The organism is Methanohalophilus sp. DAL1 (assembly GCF_001683555.1).
GTDB lineage: Archaea > Halobacteriota > Methanosarcinia > Methanosarcinales > Methanosarcinaceae > Methanohalophilus > Methanohalophilus euhalobius.
On the sequence record NZ_MAFX01000002.1, the window covers coordinates 34,524 to 57,038 of the forward strand.

A 22,515-nucleotide genomic window follows, 5' to 3' on the forward strand; every position below is an offset into this window, starting at 1 on the left:
GGTGAAAAATGTGCAAGACATCCTGATTTTCACGATAACCATAGTATTAATTACAATTCTTCTCTGGAAGATTAGATTGCCACCTTTCCTTGTACTAACAGGTGCAGCCCTTTTTTATGGCATATTCAGCGGAATGCAGCAAAACGCAATCGCAATGGCAACACAGGGTGCAGGCAGGGTATTTGCACTCCTTGCAATTCCTATATTTTCAGGGTCATTAATTGCCCTGGTAATAAGACAGGAAAATTTTGCGCAGCGGATTGTCTCGGATATGCAAAAAATATCCGCACGACCCACCCTTACATCAGGAATTGCAGGTTACCTGTTATCCATCCCCCTCATGTGTTGCCTGACAGCTTATGTAGTAATGGTCCCTCTTGTTGAAAACCTGAAAGTAAACTCCGAGATCAGGAAGAAATGTTATTACGCTACTGCAATTGGAAGTACACTTTCTTTTGTCCTTCTGTACCCACTTCCTGTAATATACAGTATTACAAGAAGTCTCAATTTTAATGTTGATGCTGGCTTCAACCTGGCTGCAATCACTATATCTGTAATTCTCTTTATCTTTGGATACCTGCTTATATCAAAAAGAGGAGAACACAAAGATACATGGAAAGAAAGAGAATTGTCAGCAAATGAGTCACCTATTGGATGGGTCCCCTTAATACTGCCCATTGTTTTCCTGGCAATTGGGCATTTTTTACCGGGAGCTTCCCTGCTGGCGGATATCAATCTTGCCATTATTCTTGCAGCCAGTTTTTCCCTTTTACTGGTAAAAAAAGAAAATCTGGATATCGTTTTTGAAAAGGGCACCCGCAATGCCGGTATGATATTACTGGACCTCTGCGGTGCCGGGGCGCTTGGAGGAGTAATTGCTGCAAGTTCATTTGCAGAAAATGTCTATAATCTTATCGGACACATAATACCTGCTCTTTTCATCCCGTTTATTTTCGCCGCGATAATACAGACTGCGCAGGGCTCCAGGGCTGTCACTGCAATAATAACATCATCCATACTCGCCTACAGCCCCTATGTTTCAGATGTGGCAACCATTCCCCTGATATTGATGATTTCAGCTGGCACCATGGTGTTTTCCTACGTTACAGATCCGTTTTTCTGGCTGATCCAGAGAACCACGGGCGATGATGTGAAAACCGTAGTATCGAACTATACCATTCCACTTGCCATACTGGGGATATTACTACTCACTTCAGTCTTACTGATTGATTATTTCCTGTTCTGAAGTGACAACAAATATTAACCAATAAACAAAGACCAAAGATTATGGGTCAGAGAATAATCAGGATAATTAAAGGTGACATCACAGAACAGGAAGTTGATGCCATTGTGAATGCGGCCAACAATTCCCTGCTTGGCGGAGGAGGGGTTGATGGAGCAATACACAAAGCTGCAGGACCTAAACTGCTGGATGAATGCAGGACACTGAATGGTTGTGCAACAGGTGAAGCAAAAATCACGCATGGCTATAATCTGCCGGCAAAATGGGTCATACACACAGTGGGACCTGTATGGCACGGCGGAAACAATGAGGAGGACAGAATGCTGGCCAAATGTTACAGTAATTGCCTTAAGCTGGCGGCAGAGGAAGGGATTAAAACTATTGCTTTTCCCGCAATAAGTACAGGAGTCTACCATTTTCCTATACCCAGGGCAGCTGAAATAGCGATAAATGAAGTAATCGATTTTCTGCAAGAAACCCCGGTTTTTGATAGGATTCTATTTGTATGTTTTAATGATGAAACTTTCAGTAACTTCAACAGGCTACTTAATGAGGATAAAAAATGAGTAGAAGATAAAAATAATAGGACTTATGGCAGATTTACCTTCAATATAACTGGGGATAATGTCAGCTACAATTGAAACATCTTTAACCTCTAGGGGATTTGGAGACATTGATGATTGGATTTTCAGATAGAACAGTGGATTGGACTTTCAGATCGGAAAGTCAACATAAAGCATTATATAAAGGAAAGTTGTACAAATGACAGGGACAAGGAGCCTAACACAAGTAGCCTATTATCAAACAGAAATCCGCCAATGCCAGTCAAAATGCAATCAATAAGGAAGAAATACTCACACTCAAAGCAAATGAATCATTATTAATTGCATCTGATAGTGGCTTAAATATCCTCAGAAGGAATACTTATTATAGCTGCAAAGATGGCACATACTGCTAGACATACTATAATTACAATGAAATTGTCTTGAGACAAATATTCAGTTAGAAAGTAAACTATTATAAAAGTAAATGTACTTACAAAAATAATTGTATTCAGAGCTATTTTTCTCATATGCTTTATCACTGTTTGCCAATTCTGTAATTTCCTCTGAGAATTTACTGTCAACTTCAGCTAAAGATATGTCATCACCTTGTGCCTTGTTCAATATATCTCCCCTTATTTTAAAAATAGTTAGAGAACAAGCAGCCAATCAAGCCACCCATAACCTTTTCCACGAAGCGTAATTTCCAGAACATACACATTCAGTATTTAGCTAATTATCTTGCGTTTATTGTGCAGTTTCAGTTCCTCTGTAATTCGATGATGGTTGCTTGTTGTGATGTTTCTCTGTCCGTTTTGTACATTTTCACTCAGAGATGCTTGTGTGACTATCATATCTGGTTCGACATTAGGTGCGAGTGGGAGAGATTTATCTGGGTTTCAGATGCAACATAGAAAGAGTGAATCTAGAGGCACATGTGTGGATCGAATCCATGATAGGTTAACATTGAGTGCATCAAGAGCAGACTCTGGTTTTAATTAAGCACCTGCTGGTATACCTCTCCAGTCTTCTTTGCTATATTTTGCCAGTCAAAGTATGATATAACCTTCTCACGCCCTCTTTTCCCCATCAGGCACCTCTTTTCTGGATCATGATATAATCTATCAATCGCTTCTGCGATACTTGCACAGCTTTCCGGCTCTACCAGAACCCCGGTCCGGTTGTGGTCAATGATGTCTGGTATCCCTCCGACTCGTGTCCCAATGCACGCGGTTTCACATGCCATGGCTTCAATGAGCACAATACCGAAAGGCTCGTAGATGCTTGGCAGCACGAACACATCGGAGAGAGAGTATAATTTAATGAGTTCATGCTTGTCCACATGCGGAAGGCAGAGGATATGCTTGTCATGATATATATCCGGCTGGCCGACCATTACCAGCATTATTTCTGGAATATCTTTCTGGAGCCTTCGCACGGCATCAACCAAATACATCACGCCCTTTTGTGAGTCATTCCTTCCAACAAACAGCACAACGAATCGGTTATCAAGTTTGTATTTTCTTTTGATGTCATCCGCATTCTGGTGTTTGAATGTCTCACTATCCACCCCGTTTGGAATAATTGTAATCTTATCATGTTCGATTCCAAATGTTTGCTCCAGTTCTTCTTGTATGGACTTTGATACTGCAATGAACCTGTCCACCATGCCCACCACATTTGACTCCATCATAACACTCAGCCCGTCTGGCTTCGTTCTGTTGATATCTATACTGTGAGCTGTCATCACCAGTGGCAGCTGGGTGCTCTCCTTTGATAATGTAGTAGCTAACTGGATCAACCCACCATGCGAATGTAACAGATCCAGACTGCCACCTGAAAACTGTTTCTTCACCATCGCAGCCACATTGATGTTGGTCTGTATCTTTTTATATGCTGCACTGAAATTATTAGATGCCTGATAATGAAGTTCTGTTGGTCCGTGTACCCATAAATTTCTGATCAACTGTTCGTTCGATTCCTGTACATTGGATGTAAACACATGTACCTGATTATTTCCGATTGCAAGACTTCTGGTTACCTCACCTACATGGATACCCACTCCACCATAAAAATTTGGTGGATATTCATAAGAAAGGATACCTATGTTGACACCAGAGTCGGGTTTCCTTAGACTGAAAACCGTAATTATGCCCCCACACTTCATTCCGTTATAATATCACAGCCAATTGGATATTGTTGACCCTTTAAATTAGAATCCCGATAATTTAATGGCGCCATTTCTCGTTTCCCATCAAGCAGGAAACTACTTTAGCTCATGATGTACATTTATACGTGAGAATATGTATTAAAGGTGATGCTAAAATGCCTAAACCACTCGTTGTTGGAAACGGATCACTGCTGGTGAACCTGGATATAAATGCAAGCATCCGGGACATGTACTTTCCCCATATAGGATATGAGAACCATGTGAATGGTCGACATTGTAGAGTAGGGGTAGAAGTGGATGGGAAAAATCTTGGTATGGTCTCTCTGATAGGGGATGATTGGAGCCACAAACTTGGTTACCAGAAAGATCGGTTGGTAACTGATACCTACTATCGCAATGATCGTCTTGAAGTTGAGTTGAGGTTCAACGAATGTGTACACCCTCATGAGAATATATTTATTCGAAATATAGCAATAACCAATACAGACGCCATAGATGTAGACATGAAGCTACTTTTCAGCCATGATATTTCCCTTTACGAGAATCCGAATGGTGATACGGCTATCTTTGACCCTGCATTGCAATCCATAATACATTATAAGGACTCGCGCTACTTCCTTATTAGTGGTTCACCATACTTTGACCAGTATGAAGTACGTCCAAAAGGGACAGATGAATCTGGTGCTATCAAGTCTGGAGAGCTTAACATGAACTCCATTCAGGTAGGGGCAGTGAAGAGTTTCATCCGTTTTTCCCGGCATCTGGCCGCGGGGGAAACAAAAATAATATATTACTGGATTGCAGCAGGAAAAACTTTCTTTGAAGTCAAGCGGCTCAATGAACTTGTCCTGAATACAACGCCTGAAAAGATGATAAGTGAAGCAGGGCAGTACTATTATTCATGGGTGAACAAAGAAAAGTACGATATGTTTGATCTTCCACCAAAAGTAGTAGATTTATTCAAACACAGTCTGCTTATTATAAAGTCGCAAATTGATTACGATGGCGCGATCATAGCTGCCAATGACAGTGATATTCTTGAAAGGTTCAACATGGATTCATACAGTTACATGTGGCCGCGAGACAGTGCATTTGTCGCTATGGCGCTGGACATAACGCGCTACTCCGGGACTGTGCAAAAATTCTTTAAATACTGCCGGGGACTGCTCCATGATCACGGATATTTCCTGCAAAAATACAATCCTACGGGTACTCTTGCAAGTGGTTGGATGCCTTGGATAACACCTGATGGGCATATCCAACTTCCGATACAGGAAGATAGCACAGCACTTATTATCGTGGCTTTGTGGAATCATTATAAAATGACAAGATCTATCGAGAATATCGATTCGGTCTATCACTCAATGATAATACCAGCTGCCGAGTTCATGACCAAGTACAGGTATTCTTCTACAGGACTCCCAAAACCCAGTTATAATCTGTGGGAGGAGAAAAGAGCGGTCCACAGTTATACATGTTCGACAGTTTATGCGGGACTCATATGTGCTGCCAAGTTTGCAGCAATGTATGGAGACAATAACCTCGCAGAGAGCTACAACACGGCTGCCATGGAAATAAAACGGGGGATCGAGAATCACCTGTATGATAAGGAACTGGGAAGGTTCCTGCGAAGCATCAACCCTAGGGATGTGACCGTAGATGCCAGTCTCTACGCCGTATCCCAGTTTGGGGTGCTCCCCCCGGACGATGCCAGGGTGGTTAGCACTATGAAAAGTATAGAAAGCATACTCTCGGTGAAGACTGAGGTAGGAGGCATCGCTCGCTTCTATAAGGATAAATATCAGGAAGTTGCGCAATACGATCCAGAGATAATACCAGGTAATCCTTGGTTCATATGTACCTTATGGGTAGCACAATGGCATATACAGGTGGCAAAGAGCATCAACGACCTGCAAAACACAAGGGAGATAATACTGTGGGTCACAGATAGAGCCACAGATACCGGTCTGCTGGCAGAGCAGCTGAATCCGTTTGATGGGAGTCCTTTAAGTGTGAGTCCTCTAACCTGGGCACATGCCACATTTGTACTAACTGTCATGGCCTTTGTCAAAAAAGCAAGATCACTGGAGTAACGATAGAGTTAAGCATCGATTTCCGATTAAAATAACTAACTTATCATTACTTTTGGCTGTCAAAGTTGGGTTCAATTCGTGCCCTTCCACTCAATTGAAAACTAATTAATCTTACTTTTTCAAAGAACAAAAATAACATTATTCCAATGACCAATTACTTTCAAAAACATAGAAGATGCATACATATAAAATATTCAAAAGTTATTTGTCCTAGGAATTCGTATGGTAATATTGCAGATAAAGATTGCCTGCTCTATATTTTGGGATATATGAGCGGTTGGGGAGTGGGGTACTAAAATCGATTTTATGCCCGCTCATTAATGAGCCAAACAGGAGTATAGCCATATATATAGATTGTGATTTTATTTCATCGGTTATAAGGCTGATATATTAAAGAGATAGGACCCATTCATAGACTACGCACACGGCACGATAAGTAATGTCATGCTGTAGTTGTAATTTCATGAAATCAGGCAAAATATTGTAGGAGTTGATGATCTTAACACGAAAATATTTGGGAATTATGGCTGATTCCCACGATAATCTGGATATGATACGCAAAGCTGTGGACTTCTTCAACGAAAAACAGGTCTCAGCTGTGCTCCATGCGGGGGATCTCGTATCACCCTTCAACGTAAAAGGATTCACTGAACTGGAGGCACCTCTTCACCTTGTATTTGGAAATAATGAGGGAGACAGAATCACCATAAAAGAATGGTTTGTAAAACAGGGAGCAAACGTGTGTGGTGATTTTGGCACATTCAGTAGTTCTCTAATTTTCGTTCCATCTTGGCCCTACCACTATTAAATTACCTTAAACACTGCACTACTAGCTGAATCCTTAACTTTCTCCTAAGCCATTCTTCAACAAACAAAATAAACCTGGCAAACCTGAACTTGTCTTCATCAATGGTTATTGGACCTGGTTTTACGATTGTAAAATGTTTTTTCTGGAGATATAGCCATACATTTCTGAGCAGGAATGATACTATTGTAAAGAAATATCTGAAAGTTACATCTTTTGTTGATGTCCTTGGTTTAACAATATTTCTCATCCTGTAAGATGATTCGATAGCAAATCGTCTTCTGTAGACATTACTAACCTTCCTTGGAGGCCACTTAACTCCATAAACAACAAACCCAAGGTTTTCACATCCGTATTTTCCTCTTTTACCTTTCAAATACTTCACATCAACTATAATATTCAGTTGAACTTCTTGTTTTTGGGCATTCTTCATTACATAATCTGCAGACCTTGCTTTTCTCCCGTTGAGCAGTTGCTTGATTGCGTTTCCCCTTTTTACTACTGGTGTAATGTGGGATATCTCCTTGTCCTGTAAGAACTCAAACACATCAACTGAATAGAACTCTCGATCCAGACAAAGGACCTTGATATTGAAATCCAGTTCTTCGATAAGGTCTATGAAATAAGTGAGGTAATCAACCTTCGTTTTATTCCTTTCAACAGGAAGAACTGCAAGAGTATATCTCTCGTTCTTGTTTATGATGGACAGTGATACATATGAATAAAAAGAGTTTGTTGATTTCTTGGCCTGACTACGTATCACGTAGTCTTGGTTGAATGAATCAACTTTTCCATAATATGGATCATTTGTAAAATCGATAGCAAACTCATACTTTTTCTCTGGTTTTAGAGTACCGACAGAACTGTGGAGAAGAATATTCTCATTTGCCTGGATAAGTTCTTCAAGACTTAGTTTCCTGAGATGATATCTCAAAGATGTTTCACAAGGGATCTCTTGATAGTGTTTTGATGCAGAATGAACTGAACTCTTGTCCACTGCCATACACATGGCAGTATAAAATAGATCTTTAGAGCTAAGTGAACCGTTTATCCTGATGTCGATATTCTCTAGGAGTGGTTTAAGAGCAGCATCAATACACTGTTTTGGTCTTAATTCGAACTTGTCACAGGTCCTTGAATTGGATGGTAGAAATGACATATGGCGGCGTTCTCGCCGCATATAAAGCTATCGGGGTGTGTTGTTAAGTTCAGGTGCTCAAAATTAGCTGAGTACTGACATTGGATATAGAGGATCTGCATATTGCCCTGCTACATGGCATAAACGAAGAAGAAATTGAGGCTCTTGCTGCATCCGGTAATTTTGATCTCATTGTCAGGGGACATACCCATCAGGCAGGCAGCCACATGATAGGCAACACACGAGTGATAAATCCTGGGGAGACTGCCGGAGTACTTACGGGAAAAGCTACTGTTGCACTTGTAGATCCTCTTACAAAGGAAACCGAGATAATTGAACTCTAAAAGAAGGGAGGAGGCGTGGTCTGACAACAACGCCCTTTAGGGTCTGCAAAACAGACATAGTATTACAAAAAACATCTATTGTAATACTTAATTTTACTTTTTTGCTATTTTTCAATAAATAACTTTTGGTCCGTTAGTTAAATCCCTGTTTACTCTGTTCATTTCGAAAAGTTCAAGTATGTTACTTGCTAACACCCCTCAGTATAAAAGAGGTGTAAAATTGTTGGGCATAGAGGACCCCTACATATGGAGTGCATATGTTCTGTGCATAATAAGTGCCATCGCCTGCATGGCATATGGAATTGCAAAATGGAATGAAGAGGAGGAAGAGGATTGCCTGTAAGTCCGGTCGTTCTTGGTGTAATCGTTCTGGTCTATCTGATGATAGTCTTCTATTGCGGATGGATTGCATACAAGCGCACAAAAGAAGTTGACGATTACATGCTGGCGGGGCGGAAAGTGCATCCGTACATACTGGCCCTATCCTATGGAGCGGCATTTGTCAGTACCTCGGCAATCGTTGGTTTTGGAGGAGTTTCCGCAACTTTAGGAATGGGAACACTGTGGCTTGTCTTCATGAACATCGTGGTGGGAATCTTTGTGGCCTTTGTCCTTTTCGGATCACGCACACGGCGTATAGGTGTGAACCTGGGAGCTGTCACATTCCCTGAACTGCTGGGCAAACGTTTCAACTCAAAATTCATACAGGGTTTTTCAGGTGCTTTGATAGGAGTGTTCATGCCCCTTTATGCAGGGATTGTACTAATCGGAGGAGCCCGGTTCATGGAAACATCCCTGGGAATCAATTATGACGTGGCAGTATTTATCCTCACTATTATTGTTGCAGCCTATGTGATCACAGGAGGTTTACTGGCAGTGATGTACACAGACGCCATGCAGGGAACCCTGATGCTTGGGGGCATGACAATACTGCTTATACTAACCTATGCTAACCTCGGTGGAATCACGGAAGCTCACCAGGCCCTCACCGACATGTCATCCATGGTGCCGGCAGGTTTAGTCGCAGGTGGACATACTGGATGGACATCAATGCCTGCATTTGGCACACCGATATGGTGGACTATGGTATCTACAATTATACTCGGCGTGGGAATCGGTGTACTGGCACAACCACAGCTGGCCGTGCGATTCATGACAGTAGATAGCAAAAAATCCCTCAACAGGGCAGTATTTGCCGGCGGGCCTTTTATCCTCATGATGGCAGGAGTTGCCTATATAGTCGGTGCCCTTTCCAATGTGTATTTCCTCGATACACAAGGCCAGCTTGCATTGGATGTAGCAGGCGGTAATATGGACCGCATTATCCCAGAGTACATAAACAGTGCCACACCGGACCTTTTCGTTGCAATATTCATGGTAACCCTGCTGGCGGCTGCTATGTCAACCCTCAGTTCCCAATATCACACAATGGGAACTGCTATTGGTCATGACTTCTACAAAGAGTTCCTCAAAGGTGGTAAATCCGGAAAGACCATATCCGTAACCAGACTGGGAATCGCTGTTACAATCATATTGAGTGTTATCCTTGCCTACATGCTGCCAATCAGCATTATTGCCCGTGGTACAGCTATTTTCTTTGGTCTGTGCGCGGCTGCCTTCCTGCCCGCCTATGCAGGAGCACTGTTCTGGCCGCGTATGACCAGGGAAGGAGCGATTGCAAGTCTTCTCGCAGGGACATTCAGCAGCCTTTTCTGGCTGGCTTTTGTCCATGCAAAGGAAGCGGCTCCCCTGGGAATATCACAGGCTATTTTTGGAATGGAAACCCTGCTCACCGGCACCTGGACCGTTGTGGACCCGATCCTTGTTGCCACACCGATTGCAGCCATTACCGCCGTAGTAGTAAGCCTTGCTACCAAACCAATGCCAGAAGAACACCTCGACAGATGTTACAGGGGATACATCAAAAGATAAGACCAAAAGGCGCAATCTTTAAATCCTTTCCCTTTTCTATTTTATACAGGTGATTTAACCTGTCAACTCTAACAATAATAGCCTGCAGAATGTTCGAAGATGAGATAGCATATCTCATAGAAGAGGATAATTCGGTAGACAATGTGATCATAGTCGAAAATGATGAATCTTATGGTATCAGGGACAAACTCAACAAAGCAGGAGTGGATGTTGAAACAAAAACCATGGTGAATTTGCTGAATAACCCATTGCCTGATAACCAATTCAATATAGTTATCCAGATACTTGAATTTGCCCTGCATGCAATCCCAAAAAATCTCAAGGACGAGGTGTACACAAATACCAAGAGATTGACACCCATCTCCGATGGTATCTTACTTTTTTACGGATTGTGTGGCAATGTACTGTCAGACATAGAGCAGGATTTTGCCGATCATCCCTGTCCGGTGGGAATACTAAGAGAAAATAACGGGGAAACAATCGATGACTGTATTGGTGCCGTGCTTGGCGGCAGACAGAAATATCTTGACACCCTCAAGAGTTTCAAAGGAGAGGGGACTTTTATCCTGACCCCCATGTGGGCAGCTAACTGGAGGGATATGCTCGTTTCTTCAGGATTTAGCAAAGATAAAAACGACATTGAAACATCGAGATATGTCTTTAATGAAATAGGTTACAAGCATGTAGCAAAGCTTGACACCGGGATTAATTACGAAGAGGATTTCCATCAAAGAGTCGATGAGTTCGCGGATTTATTTGACTTTGATATACTGCATGTGCCGGCAAACCTGAACACATTAAAGCAGTGCTACAGCAATTTCAAAAAGGAGTTATATTGACCGAAAAGTATCCGGGCCTTTTCCATAAAGTTATTAAAGGTAATTCCTATTCATTAGCGGACAATAAATCAGGTGATGAATTGACACGCATACTTGCAACAGGAACCTTTGATATACTTCACCCGGGTCATCTCTACTATTTGGAACAGGCCCGGAAGTATGGCAGTGAACTATATGTCCTTGTTGCACGGGACTCAACAATTGAACATAAGCCTAAACCCATAGTTCCTGAAAAACAGCGGCTTGAAATGGTTAAAGCTTTAAAGGTTGTGGACCATGCCCTGCTGGGAAGCGAAGAAGATATGTTCAAACCCCTCGAAGAGGTACAACCGGATATTATCGTACTGGGCCACGACCAGGTATTCGATGAAAAAGAACTCGAAGATAAACTTCAAAAAAGAGGATTCAAGACAAAGGTAGTTCGCCTCGGAAAGCCCCGGCAATGTCCCCTTTGCAGCAGTGGCAGAATTATAAAAAGAATCCTGGAAAGAAAGAGAACAGAATTATAAAAGGCAATTCTCAATCCTTTCAAGAGCTTCTCTTATCCTTTCCTGTGAAATGGCATATGAAAGCCTCATGAAATTGTTACCACTTGGGCCAAAAGCCGAACCGGGAGTAGCAGCAACGTGGGCATCTGAAAGTAATTTCTCAGCAATCTCTTCACCATCCCCATACTCGCTTACATCCGCAAATGCATAGAATGCACCCCTGGGACGGCTGCAATGTATACCGATATCATTCAACCCATCTACAAGGATATCGCGACGTTGCCTGAATTCGGCTACCATGTCCTCAACAGGTTGCTGGTCACCTTCCAGTGCCTCAATGGCACCATATTGAGCAAACGTTGTAGCACTGCTGACAGAATGTGACTGGATTTTCTGGAAATCATGGAGGAAAGCTTCATTGGCAGCGACATAACCTAGCCTCCAGCCTGTCATCGCATATGATTTGGAAAAGCCATTTACAGTAATAGTGCGGTCCTGCATCCCTTCCATAGCACCGATACTGTAGTGTTTTTCATCATAAAGTATCTTCTCATAAATCTCATCGGAGAGAACCAGCAGATTATGATCAATGGCAAGGTCTGCTATTTCCTTTAATTTGTCCTTGCCAAATACACCACCTGAGGGATTGCAAGGGGAATTGACAACTATCAGGCGAGTTTTATCTGTAATGTGATCTCCAATATCATAAGGAAGAAAGCCATTTTCCGGATCTGTAGACACCCATTTAGGATTTGCTCCTGCAAATTTGATACATGGTTCATAGGAAACCCAGGCAGGGTCGAACAGGACAGCCTCATCGCCATCATCAAGTACAGACATCATAACTTCGAAGATTGCCTGTTTGGCTCCCGGTGTAACCATCACATTGGATGCATCCAAATTCAGATTGTTCTCTGTTTGTAATTTTTTGGCTATAGCTTCGCGCAGCGGTTTGATACCCGCAGAGGGAGAATAATGAGTTTCTCCGCTATAAAGCGCCTTGCATGCAGCATCACTGATGTGGCCGGGAGTATCAAAATCAGGTTCACCCAGACTGAAACTAATTACATCAATGCCGTCATGCTTGAGCTTATTTGCTATATTTGCTATACGGATTGTCGGGGATTCAGCCACTCGGGCCAATCTTGAAGATGCCATTAATAGTCCCTATGAATAGATTTAGAGACGCCTGATAAGTTTTACCGCAGCCTCTACAGCCCTCTTGGCATAATCGACCCTCTGGTGAGCCTCCATGCGACTCATACCGGGGCCCGCGATTCCCAGAGTGACAGGCTTGTTGTATTCCAGAGAAAGGTCGGTAATCTTTCTTGAGGCATGCTGGACCACTATCTCATCATGACCTGTAGCACCTTCTATTACCGAACCAATGGTTACAACTGCGTCAATATCATCTTTTTCACAAAGTTTCTTGATTGCAAGCGGCATATCGTAAACCCCGGGCACAAGAATGGTATCTGTCACTTCCGCGCCCAGGAATTTCGCATGTTCTATACCAAGTAATTCCATCTGGTAGGTAAGATCCCTGTTAAACTCCGCTACCACAAATCCCAGTCTGATTGTCATTATATTGTTCTCCAATGCAGATTTTGCTTCCTAATCATACTTATAAATTATAAAATCAAATCCTCATCCACGCAGGCTTCCTACATCCTCAAAACCCTGCCTCTGACCTGTACCTGCCTGTTTTACAAGTTTCTCTGGCTTAAAGAGAAGATCCACGACATTACGGGAATGCTCACGAGCACGGTTCTCCATGAGGAAAGCAAGCTCCTTCTCATCCTTGCCTTCATCTTCGTGAACAAAAACTTCTATTATATGAGTATTTGTCATAAGCTGGGCCTGAATGATACCCGTGGAAGCCTCATGTGCACACATTTTATCTTTTTGCGCAGCACCGGGCATTCCAAGGGCCATAACTATTTCGCAGCCCTGCTCCTCGATAAGCTTTTTAGAAGCCACCGGCAGGTCCTTTATACCCGGAACTGTGATCCGAATTATACGGGCTGAAACATACTGCTTGATCTCATCCACAGCAGCACTGCCCATATCAAAACGTGCAAACGTCGTGTCTACAATACCTATGGTTTTCATGATATCTCATTTACACAATACTTCAATTGCAGCTTCTGTTGCAGGACCCAGGTCTGAAACCACTCCCCTCTTCTTGAATACTACCTCAATCTGCTGGAGAGTACTGAGAATATCCCTGTAACTTACATTGCCCATATTTCCAATACGGAAAATCTTGCCCTTAAGATGGGCCTGTCCGCCTGCAATTGTAATTCCGGATTTCATCATTTCTTTTTTAAGGGTTTCGCTGTCCATACCCGCCGGGGCCTTCATTGCCGAGACAGTGTTGGAATATGCACTGTATTCATTGAGCTGCGGGAACATCTCGATACCCATTGCATCCATCGCCGCACGCACAGCAGCTGCACCCTTATGATGCCTTTCTATCCTGGCATCCATCCCCTCTTCTTCAATTATATGAAGGGATTCCTGCAGTGCGTAGAAAAGAGGAATGGCAGGTGTGTAAGGAGTTTGTGTTTTTTCCTTGTCAGCACTCTTTTTACAGGCTTTGAGATCAAGATAATAAGGAAGGCTTTCTTTTTCCATTGCGTCAAATGCAGCTTCACTTACAGAAAGCATGGAAAGACCTGGTGGTGCACCAATACATTTCTGGGAACCAACCACTGCTACATCAACTCCCCAATCATCTATAAATACATTATCTCCACCCAGGGAGGTTACGCCATCCATTACAAACAGGGACCCATATTTCTTTGCCAGCTTGCCGACCTGTTCTGCAGGATTCAGTATACCTGTGGAGGTTTCGTTGTGAACCATGGTAACGGCCTTTGCTCCTTCCTGAAGTTGTGCTTCAAGCATATCCAGGTCCACGGAAGAACCCCATTCAAATTCCAGGGGAACGACAGAACCGTATCTGGATGCAATATCCTTGAAACGCTCTCCGAATTTACCATTCTCAATGGAGATTATCCTGTCATCTTTGTCTGCGATACAACCTACAGCAGCTTCCATAGAAGCGGTACCTGAACCACTTAACACAAAAATATCATTTTCTGTCTCGAAAACGTCAGCAAGAATACGACGACAGTCATCATATATTCCAGAAAATTGTGCTCCACGATGATTGATCATCGGTTTGGACATTGCCCTGAGAACCCTGGGGGGTACTGGTACCGGGCCCGGCATCATTAATAAATTATCTTCAAGGTCCATAGACTTTCCTCTAATAGTTTTTTAACTAATCCACACCTAATGTAGCGCTAATATTTAACTGTAGTTAAACAGTCAGAATTAACAAAATTATCCATGTAGCAACTTAATTATGTCGTGCTTGGTGATAAATCCGATAGCAACTCCCTTTTCAAGCACCAGAACTGCAGGATAGCGCTCCAGCAGTGTAGATACAATACCAATATCAGCCTCAGGAGAAACTGCCGGAAAAGATTCACCCATCATATCCCCTACTTTCATTTTGGATATCACGGCGGTTTTTTTCTCAGCCATTGACTTGACAAACGTGTCCTCTGAAATACTGCCTACAGGCACACCATTATCAATCACAGGAACCTGAGAATAACCATGCTCCTGCATGATACTGACTGCATGGTCCACCGACTCATCGGAAGATACAAAAACCACAAGGGTATGCATGATGTTCCTGACACATATCTTTTCTTTTTCAGATTGGTCAAAAGCATCAAATATTTTTCTCAAGGTCGATAGCCTCGGATCAACATCACCCGCCTCTATTCTTGCTATAAGGGGCTGGCTGACACCGGCTCTTTTTGCCAGGCCGCTCTGTGTAAGTCCTAGCTCTATTCTTTGCTGCTTAATGGATTGGGCAGTTGGCAGTATCATTTAGTACTATTGATGTGAATTTTATTATTTAAGCAATTGCTTATTTATTGCATATAGAAAAAGAAAAGACCTCCCACGTATGCAATATAAGTGGCTAAGATAACAGCCCCCTCCCAGCGCGCAAGCTTGCGACCTGTCAATCCAAAAAATACAATCATTCCCATAATTAACAACATTGCAGGAAAATCATAGTACAGGGATTGATTCTGTATCGGAAGTTCACTGATAAGGGAAGAAGCACCCAATATAAGTGCTATGTCCATCGTATTTGCCCCAAGTATGTTACCGACGGCCAGGTCATTATGTCCCTTACGAGTAGCTGAAATAGCAGTTATCAGTTCAGGAAGGGATGTCCCAAATGCTACAAGGGTCAATCCGATTATCATTTCGGGAACACCAAGCCACATAGCAATGTCAGTACCGGAATCAATCAGGATACGACTGCCACCCACCACAAGAGCAGCACCAAGAACAAAAAAAACCACATCTTTTGAAATCGAATTGGATATTTCGCCAAGTTCTTCATTAACTTCTTCATTTGTCCCAAAGAGCAGCGATTGAAGTCTGTAATTGTAATAGAGAAAAACAACAAAAACTACCAGTAAAAGTATACCATCAACAGGTGTGAGCATGCCGTCAATGGATACTACAATCAGCAGCAAAGCCGATACAATCATAAATGCACCCCTTTTTAAAAAAGAGGAATCCTCTACAGGAATCGAGCGTAAGACTATTACCCCTCCGAGGATCAGGCCAGCATTGCATATAGCAGAGCCTACAGCGTTACCAACTGTCAGACCTGTATGGCCCAGATAGGCAGCATATGCAGAAACAGCAAATTCCGGTGCAGTCGTTGCGAAACTAACAATAGTCGCTCCTATAATCATTTTAGGAATGCCACTTTTTTGGGATATTGAGACTGCAGACTCGGTAAACCAGTCAGCACCTTTTGTAATAAAGATCAGACCTACTATAAAAAGAGGTAAAGTATATTGCTGCATTTTTGGGATCAGCGCAATATGGTTAATAGAGAATATAAAACTTAACCGATTAAAATTTTTCAGTCACCCGCAGTAATAACAAGTACAGGCCCTATATCGGCAGCAATCAACCATCGTGTGAGACTTCCAAAAGGATCGCTACGCAATGATTCTGTCCCCATTACAGTAAGATCAACCTTGTTTTCCTTTGCAATATTGATAATTTCACGACCCGGATTCCTGCCTCTAACAACCCGGATATGGAACTCTATGCCATGTATTTCAGATTGCTTTGCCGCATATTCCAGATTGGCTTCTATATTCTTAGTAATCAGATCGACAAGTTTTTCTTGAAACTCATCCGGGAATGATTTTAAGTTGTCTGGCTCTTCCACATATATTACAATAATGCGTCCATTTTCCATAGAAGCAATATGCAATGCATTGTCTATCACTTTTTGGGAAAGTTTCGTTTCATCAATTGGCACCAGAATGTTACGATACGTTATGTCTTTCATTTTACCATCATCCATCTCATGTAAGTCCAAAAGCAGTTACAACAATTACGACAAGTATCCCAAGCCCGACCATTCGGACAGAATGTAGTATCAGGTTCTGCCGGGCTATTTTGCCGGAAAACATTCCAAGAGCAGCCAAGACAATTATACTTAATCCAACTGAGACCTCCAGTGCATAATTTTCCAGAAATACAAACGGCAATATCGGCACAAGAGAACCAATGAGACTGGAACCGCCATGTGCTAGAGTATCATACAATATTTTGTTGCGGGTTTCTTTTTCAAGACTTGTAGATTCGAGATTGCGTAAGAGAGGTTTTTCAAGATCAGCAAGATGGCCATACTCTACCGCACTTTCTGCAAGGTAAGAACCAAGCCCATTGGTCATTGCAAGAGCAAGCGCACCTCCCAGAGCAGCATTTATTATGAGGTCAGGGTTAGAAGAAACATTCGAAGCACCAATGACAACACCAAGTACTGCCAGTACTCCATCAATACTGCCAAGGATAATATATCTACTCTGATCGAATTTTGGTTTCATTTAAGACACTCAACATTTTATGAGCACGTATCAGGACATAGGTATATGATTACAAAAAATATAACAATTTTGCATACAGGGTTCGATTTGTTCTTTCATTCTGACAAAGCACAGGAATCAGAAAAATCCAAAGCCTCAGAAGAAGATTGATTTTCGGACAAAGCCTCTTCTATCATATTACGCAGCTGTGAGTCATCAAAGGGTTTCATTATAGTTCCCACTGGTTTGAGTTCATGGACACGCTTTAAAATGGCTTTGTCAGAGATACCGGTAAGGAAAATAAAATGAGGAGCCAATTTCTGTTTGATTACTTTGGCAGCTTCAATTCCGTCTATATTGCCTTTGAGAACAATATCCATCAAAATCAAATCAGGTTTCAAATGTGATGCCATATTTATAGCAGTTTGCCCATCTGCCACAATTCCACAAACAGTATAGCCCATCTCTTCCAGTTTGAGTTTTATGCCCATTGCAACGATCATTTCATCCTCAACTACCAATATGCCCCCGGATTTCATGATTATTCCTCGGTTTGCTAATTTATAAAAAAATATATGAAGTAAATTTTTAGATAGCCATTTGTTTTTTGTTGCAATAAAATAAAAAAAGTACCGGCAAGACCGGTATCTTAATCCCAAATATAGATTATCAAGCTTTCCAGCTGCATTTTTTGCCTGGTTTTTGTTTTGAGGACATAACTTCCACTTCCATGGAAGATTCCCAGAGGCCATGGACATTACAACTTTCAATTGCTTTAAAATCCGTAATCACAGAAGTCAGACCACAATCTCCACAAACATTTACACCCCTTATGTGACAGACCTCAAATTCTTTTTCACCAATTAGCTCCTCATGAGGAGTTACGTTAAATGTAGCTTCTGCTTTTTCTGCAGATGGCCCCAGCTCCACCCTGCCTATCTTCTGATCTGCAAGATAGAGGTCTATCCATTCGATGTAGTGGTTCTCTTCCATTACATGTGGTTCAATTCCTACAGAAACCGTTACTTCATAGGTACCACCTGCTGTCATCATTGACGGTCCTTCGATTACCGGTATATGTTTCTTTTCAGTTTCCGTTGGATTATCCTTATCTTTTAAACGGTTAATATTATCAGTCATCGTATCACCTACCCATTAATTAAAAAATAAGTTGCCAGCACTGCTGACAACTTCAGAACCTGTAATTCTTAACCGAGTGGAAAAGTACCACGGCAAAGAACACCAGAATTACAGCGACCAGGCTGAAATAAGACACCGGATCCCAGATAAATTTCATGCCTCCTGACTCCCCCCAGCCTACAAGGACGGTACCTTGCAGGACAACAGGCAGTACAACACAGATACCTGCCACTATAAAAATAAACAAGATGTCAAATATCTGCATGAATACGCTTCTTTCCTTTCCCCTGCTAGTAACTGCCATATTTAATCCTCCTCAGTCATAATACCTGAATGTATACATATGCTCCTTTATAGAACTATACACCCTTAGACATGCAGCGGTTCCTATACCCAGTACCAGCAGTAAGAACAGCGCATAAACCGGGAATATACTTGAAAGTTCAGGCGTGCTGTCCCATACAGTGGTAATTATAGTATAGAAGATGAATGACTCTGAGAAGAACAAAATACCCATCAAAACCACCACAACAAGAGCGTCCTGCCGCAGTTTGCTCATGTATCTTACAGAATCAACATTTTCCTCTTTTTGTTTATCTTCCAAGATCATTACCTCCTTATGTCCTCACAGGCTCGGGCCAACCCATCTCTTCGCCCCAGTCATGGCTAACTTCTAGACTCCGATATCTCCGGTTGAAATAGAAATATGCAATCGCATAGAACAGCAGGGCAAATATCAGATTATACCTGTATCCCCACTGCAGGGTTGACATGATCACAAGTGCCAGGAATATTGTGAAGTATGCAAGCCAGGGTTGCAACGGGCCAACGAATGGACGCACCTTGTTGTTGTGTTGTGGGAACATCTTTCTGAAACGAATCAGGGAGAATGGAATCATCACATAGCACACTAGTCCGGATACTATCGAGAATGTGATAACCTGATCCAGGAAACCACTGAATGCAAATGCGATCGCAATTGGCATAGTGAAAATAACAGCCCTGTAAGGCGTGTTATATTTTGGATGTACAGCAGAGAACCATGGAGTCAGGAATTGGTCCCTTGATAGGGCATACCATGATCTGGATGAGTCACAGATAGTACCGTTGGCACTTGCAAGACATGTAAAGAGAGTACCTATTGCAAGAAGTACTACGAGCAATTGTACACCGCTGTTAGTGGCTGCCTCATAAAGTGGATAGACAGATACACCAAGCTGGTCTGTGGGTATAAGGCCAGAACATACATACAGTGTCATACCGGCTGCAAGCAAAAGAGTGATCATCCCTGCCTGTTGACCCAGAGGCACTGCCCTGGAAGGATGTTTACATTCTTCAGCACTCATAGCCGCTCCTTCTATACCCAGATAGAACCAGGGACCAAATTGCAATGCAGCGAAAATTCCTATCAAGCCGTTTGGAATAGCACCAGATATCAAATTACTTGGATTCCAGACTCCTCCAACACCTGTAATACTCATGGCAAAGAACACAAGAATTGCAATGAATGCAGTAAAACTCAATGCGAAATTAAGGTTGAGCGCTGCCACAACCCCCCTGTAATTCATAAATGTCAAGAATGTGATCACTAAAAGCGTGATCGGGAATACTTGTATCTCCGGCAATATTGATTCTGCAATTGATGCCACAACAATGGAATCTGCGGCTTCCAGAGCGATGTATTCCATATAAACAGCAAGTCCCACCAGTGCCGCTGCACCGGGACCTACAAATAATCTTGCCCAGTCATAAGGTCCTCCCGCAAGTTTGGTAGACGCACCTAGCTCACTTGCACAAAGAGAAACCATCAGATACATTGTACCGGCAACAAGTAATGCCAAAAGGGAACCCAATATACCACCTTTGGCAACCGTAAAGTTCCATCCCATATATTCACCCACCAGCACAATCCCGACACCAAGTGCCCATACATGGTATGGTCTTAGTGTCTTCACAAGACTGGTAGATTCTTCCAAGGGATCATTAGTAATTTCATCGGTCATTCAATATTCCCCCATTATTTTTTCGCTACCTTCATTGCATCAAGCAACATCCAGCCGATCATGGCGAAACATACCAGGTAAATGACGCCGTTAATTATAGTCCAAGTACCCATTTGGATGCCTCCTATTTGTTGTTATAAACAATACATAAAAAAGAGCCATAAAAATGGCTCTTTCACATTCAGAACACCAGACCCAGGTCTTCGAGTTTCTTCTTTGCCCCGTCATAGACCTTGACGTATTCCTCGGTCGGTGTAACGGTTGCAACATCATAACATTCCTGGAAAGTCTTGCCTGCAGGTGCGTTGGCATAATCGCCTTCATAGCTTGCTACAAGTTTATCCAGAATCTGGTTGACAGTATCGATATCCATACCCGCGGTTGCACGTGCGACTTCTCCCATCATACGTGCTTCCATACCGGTAGTCTTGTCAGTGATAACACCCTTTGCGGCTGCAACACCGGACAGGATCTCACGGCCGGATGCAGTATCGGTCATGGACTGGGCTGCAGTCTCAAGCAGGCACATCTCGGTACATGGACCTGCACATGGATAGTACTGGTTACCGGACAGCAGATCTGTGAACTCGGAAATGGTGGCACATGCCCAACCTGCGATCATAAGGGTCTCACGGGTATTGGTGGAGCCCCAGCGAATGTGCACAGGACCATCAAGGTGCCAGCTGGCACTGCTCATTACCATGGAATTAATATGCGTGGCAACGTTGACAATGGCTGTTTCCTCGATACCACCGGCGTAGCCTCCAAAGATAGGCATCTGTTCATCCATGATGATGTCACTGTTACCCTTGTAGTGGGCAATGACAGCGATTGCGTCAAGATCGATCTTGAGTTCGTTCAACTGGGAGACTTCGTGGCTGTCGTTGGAGTTCATACCACCGGCACAGTCTGCACCGATGTTACCCTGTGCGGACAGGGAAGTCTCAGGGCCCTAAACACCCATACCGGGACGACCTGCCATGGAAGCGGCGGTCCTGATCTGACGGGTTTCGGATTTGGATGCAAGAACCTCGTAGGGACTGCCGGGTACAGGAGATTTACCACGGGCAGAGGTCATTACACCGTTGACGATTGTGTCACATTCTTTCTCAAGAGCGTAACTCATGTGCACAGGCATGAAGACATCTTCAGATATTGGGGAACCGGTTGGACCACCCTGTACGATTGGTTTGACCTTGTCACCTACACTACGCTTGCGGCAGTAGACTGCGTCACGACCACTGCCAAGCTGGAATTCCCTGTGCGGATTGTTGATTGCATCCCATATCTCGTCATCTGTGTATTTGACGATACGGTGGGTGTCGGTACACCAGATACCACAGTCCAGAAGCATCTCGAAACCGGCTTTGAACAGCCTTTCCATCTGGTCCTTGTCGGTTGGAATAAATTCCTTACCGAAGTCAAGGTTGTATTTCTGCTTCAGTTCCATTGACTTCATCGGGATGGTCATTAAGTCCCAGTCATCCTGGGTGCATTTCTCACCGGTCTGGGCACGATCATAAAAATCATAGCAAGTTACGGATTTGGTAAATGTCATAAATTAATCCTCCCTGTTTTATTTTTTCATTAAGTCAAGAGCCACGTTTGCTGCTTCTGCTGCGTTTTCTGCTGTTGCGTCAGCACCGAGTTCCTTAATCCAGGAATCTGTGACCGGAGCGCCACCGAACATTACTTTTACAGAGTCACGCAGACCTTCTTCTTCAAGCAGACGCATGACGTCTTTCTGGCCGAGCATGGAAGTGGTCATAAGGGCAGAGCCGGAGAGCAGAAGTTTCTCGCCTTTGTGGGCTGCTACTTCTTCGATGACCTTGTCGTTGGGTACGTCAACAC

Annotated in this window: 27 protein-coding genes and 1 pseudogene; 9 read left to right on the forward strand and 19 right to left on the reverse strand. The window is 42.9% G+C overall.

Going from position 1 to position 22,515, the window contains the following annotated elements:
• The first annotated feature begins 1 nt into the window (after position 1).
• Both A9957_RS00545 and A9957_RS00550 read left to right on the forward strand, forming a co-directional pair.
• Entirely contained in the window at positions 2 to 1,246 is a 1,245-nt protein-coding gene (locus tag A9957_RS00545) for a GntP family permease (RefSeq protein ID WP_096711288.1), read from the forward strand.
• A 41-nt stretch (positions 1,247 to 1,287) separates the two neighbouring features.
• Complete coding sequence (locus tag A9957_RS00550) at positions 1,288 to 1,809, forward strand: O-acetyl-ADP-ribose deacetylase (protein ID WP_096711287.1); 522 nt, start codon at positions 1,288 to 1,290, stop codon at positions 1,807 to 1,809.
• 335 nt (positions 1,810 to 2,144) lie between these two features.
• Here A9957_RS00550 and A9957_RS10555 read toward each other — a convergent pair whose 3' ends face one another.
• The 3 genes from A9957_RS10555 to A9957_RS00560 form a co-directional block, all read right to left on the reverse strand.
• A complete protein-coding gene (locus tag A9957_RS10555; RefSeq protein WP_363093901.1) occupies positions 2,145 to 2,315 on the reverse strand; it encodes a hypothetical protein in 171 nt (56 codons plus the stop codon).
• The gene (locus tag A9957_RS00555; protein ID WP_292342820.1) at positions 2,242 to 2,454 is read right to left on the reverse strand and encodes a hypothetical protein; all 213 of its coding nucleotides are present in this window, start codon (positions 2,452 to 2,454) and stop codon (positions 2,242 to 2,244) included. Before A9957_RS00555 ends, A9957_RS10555 begins: the two co-directional genes overlap by 74 nt.
• Before the next feature lie 325 nt (positions 2,455 to 2,779).
• Positions 2,780 to 3,952: a glycosyltransferase family 4 protein gene (locus A9957_RS00560; protein ID WP_096711286.1), complete on the reverse strand. Its 1,173-nt coding sequence runs from the start codon at positions 3,950 to 3,952 to the stop codon at positions 2,780 to 2,782.
• Positions 3,953 to 4,110: 158 nt separating this feature from the next.
• On the opposite strand from A9957_RS00560, the gene A9957_RS00565 reads away from it, so the two are divergent.
• Positions 4,111 to 6,048: a glycoside hydrolase family 15 protein gene (locus A9957_RS00565; RefSeq protein WP_096711285.1), complete on the forward strand. Its 1,938-nt coding sequence runs from the start codon at positions 4,111 to 4,113 to the stop codon at positions 6,046 to 6,048.
• Positions 6,049 to 6,571: 523 nt separating this feature from the next.
• The gene (locus A9957_RS00570; protein WP_292342822.1) at positions 6,572 to 6,856 is read left to right on the forward strand and encodes a metallophosphoesterase family protein; all 285 of its coding nucleotides are present in this window, start codon (positions 6,572 to 6,574) and stop codon (positions 6,854 to 6,856) included.
• A 1-nt stretch (position 6,857) separates the two neighbouring features.
• On the opposite strand, the gene A9957_RS00575 is transcribed toward A9957_RS00570, so the two are convergent.
• Positions 6,858 to 8,012, reverse strand: a complete 1,155-nt coding sequence (locus A9957_RS00575; RefSeq protein ID WP_394328851.1) for an ISH3 family transposase — start codon at positions 8,010 to 8,012, stop codon at positions 6,858 to 6,860.
• An 80-nt stretch (positions 8,013 to 8,092) separates the two neighbouring features.
• Here A9957_RS00575 and A9957_RS00580 point away from each other — a divergent pair, with 80 nt between their 5' ends.
• The 5 genes from A9957_RS00580 to A9957_RS00600 all read left to right on the forward strand — a co-directional run bounded on the left by A9957_RS00580 (position 8,093) and on the right by A9957_RS00600 (position 11,615).
• On the forward strand, positions 8,093 to 8,335 hold the full coding sequence (locus tag A9957_RS00580) for a metallophosphoesterase family protein (protein ID WP_292342825.1): 243 nt from the start codon (positions 8,093 to 8,095) through the stop codon (positions 8,333 to 8,335).
• A gap of 220 nt (positions 8,336 to 8,555) precedes the next feature.
• Positions 8,556 to 8,678 (forward strand): symporter small accessory protein, encoded by a 123-nt coding sequence (locus A9957_RS00585; protein ID WP_013037568.1) that lies wholly within the window; start codon positions 8,556 to 8,558, stop codon positions 8,676 to 8,678.
• Positions 8,669 to 10,267, forward strand: coding sequence for a sodium:solute symporter (locus A9957_RS00590; RefSeq protein ID WP_096711283.1), 1,599 nt, complete (start codon positions 8,669 to 8,671; stop codon positions 10,265 to 10,267). Before A9957_RS00585 ends, A9957_RS00590 begins: the two co-directional genes overlap by 10 nt.
• An 89-nt stretch (positions 10,268 to 10,356) precedes the next feature.
• On the forward strand, positions 10,357 to 11,106 hold the full coding sequence (locus A9957_RS00595) for a DUF1638 domain-containing protein (RefSeq protein ID WP_292342828.1): 750 nt from the start codon (positions 10,357 to 10,359) through the stop codon (positions 11,104 to 11,106).
• A 32-nt stretch (positions 11,107 to 11,138) separates the two neighbouring features.
• Positions 11,139 to 11,615, forward strand: coding sequence for an adenylyltransferase/cytidyltransferase family protein (locus tag A9957_RS00600; protein ID WP_164909069.1), 477 nt, complete (start codon positions 11,139 to 11,141; stop codon positions 11,613 to 11,615).
• On the opposite strand, the gene A9957_RS00605 is transcribed toward A9957_RS00600, so the two are convergent.
• The 15 genes and pseudogenes from A9957_RS00605 to A9957_RS00675 form a co-directional block, all read right to left on the reverse strand.
• The gene (locus tag A9957_RS00605; RefSeq protein ID WP_096711281.1) at positions 11,610 to 12,752 is read right to left on the reverse strand and encodes a pyridoxal phosphate-dependent aminotransferase; all 1,143 of its coding nucleotides are present in this window, start codon (positions 12,750 to 12,752) and stop codon (positions 11,610 to 11,612) included. The genes A9957_RS00600 and A9957_RS00605 overlap by 6 nt on opposite strands.
• A gap of 21 nt (positions 12,753 to 12,773) precedes the next feature.
• Positions 12,774 to 13,178 (reverse strand): 6,7-dimethyl-8-ribityllumazine synthase, encoded by a 405-nt coding sequence (gene ribH, locus A9957_RS00610; RefSeq protein ID WP_105460176.1) that lies wholly within the window; start codon positions 13,176 to 13,178, stop codon positions 12,774 to 12,776.
• Between the two features lie 63 nt (positions 13,179 to 13,241).
• Positions 13,242 to 13,706: a riboflavin synthase gene (gene ribC / locus A9957_RS00615; protein ID WP_105460175.1), complete on the reverse strand. Its 465-nt coding sequence runs from the start codon at positions 13,704 to 13,706 to the stop codon at positions 13,242 to 13,244.
• A 6-nt stretch (positions 13,707 to 13,712) separates the two neighbouring features.
• Positions 13,713 to 14,858 carry an alanine--glyoxylate aminotransferase family protein gene (locus A9957_RS00620; RefSeq protein ID WP_128754609.1) on the reverse strand — a complete coding sequence of 382 codons (1,146 nt, stop codon included), beginning with the start codon at positions 14,856 to 14,858 and terminating at the stop codon, positions 13,713 to 13,715.
• A gap of 87 nt (positions 14,859 to 14,945) precedes the next feature.
• Complete coding sequence (locus A9957_RS00625; RefSeq protein WP_096711277.1) at positions 14,946 to 15,503, reverse strand: CBS domain-containing protein; 558 nt, start codon at positions 15,501 to 15,503, stop codon at positions 14,946 to 14,948.
• A gap of 44 nt (positions 15,504 to 15,547) precedes the next feature.
• Positions 15,548 to 16,504 carry a calcium/sodium antiporter gene (locus tag A9957_RS00630; protein WP_096711276.1) on the reverse strand — a complete coding sequence of 319 codons (957 nt, stop codon included), beginning with the start codon at positions 16,502 to 16,504 and terminating at the stop codon, positions 15,548 to 15,550.
• Positions 16,505 to 16,563: 59 nt separating this feature from the next.
• The gene (locus tag A9957_RS00635) at positions 16,564 to 17,001 is read right to left on the reverse strand and encodes a universal stress protein (protein WP_164909066.1); all 438 of its coding nucleotides are present in this window, start codon (positions 16,999 to 17,001) and stop codon (positions 16,564 to 16,566) included.
• Positions 17,002 to 17,017: 16 nt separating this feature from the next.
• On the reverse strand, positions 17,018 to 17,542 hold the full coding sequence (locus A9957_RS00640; RefSeq protein WP_096711274.1) for a VIT1/CCC1 transporter family protein: 525 nt from the start codon (positions 17,540 to 17,542) through the stop codon (positions 17,018 to 17,020).
• A 95-nt stretch (positions 17,543 to 17,637) separates the two neighbouring features.
• A complete protein-coding gene (locus A9957_RS00645; protein ID WP_292342830.1) occupies positions 17,638 to 18,060 on the reverse strand; it encodes a response regulator in 423 nt (140 codons plus the stop codon).
• 130 nt (positions 18,061 to 18,190) lie between these two features.
• Entirely contained in the window at positions 18,191 to 18,661 is a 471-nt protein-coding gene (locus A9957_RS00650) for a class II SORL domain-containing protein (RefSeq protein ID WP_096711272.1), read from the reverse strand.
• A gap of 52 nt (positions 18,662 to 18,713) precedes the next feature.
• Positions 18,714 to 18,965 carry a hypothetical protein gene (locus A9957_RS00655; protein WP_096711271.1) on the reverse strand — a complete coding sequence of 84 codons (252 nt, stop codon included), beginning with the start codon at positions 18,963 to 18,965 and terminating at the stop codon, positions 18,714 to 18,716.
• 12 nt (positions 18,966 to 18,977) lie between these two features.
• A complete protein-coding gene (locus A9957_RS00660) occupies positions 18,978 to 19,265 on the reverse strand; it encodes a monomethylamine transporter (RefSeq protein ID WP_105460170.1) in 288 nt (95 codons plus the stop codon).
• A 13-nt stretch (positions 19,266 to 19,278) separates the two neighbouring features.
• Entirely contained in the window at positions 19,279 to 20,664 is a 1,386-nt protein-coding gene (locus A9957_RS00665; protein WP_292342832.1) for an APC family permease, read from the reverse strand.
• Between the two features lie 181 nt (positions 20,665 to 20,845).
• Positions 20,846 to 22,222: pseudogene (locus tag A9957_RS00670) on the reverse strand (monomethylamine:corrinoid methyltransferase).
• Positions 22,223 to 22,240: 18 nt separating this feature from the next.
• A partial coding sequence (locus A9957_RS00675; RefSeq protein ID WP_292342833.1) for a cobalamin-dependent protein occupies positions 22,241 to 22,515 on the reverse strand: 275 nt, incomplete at its 5' end.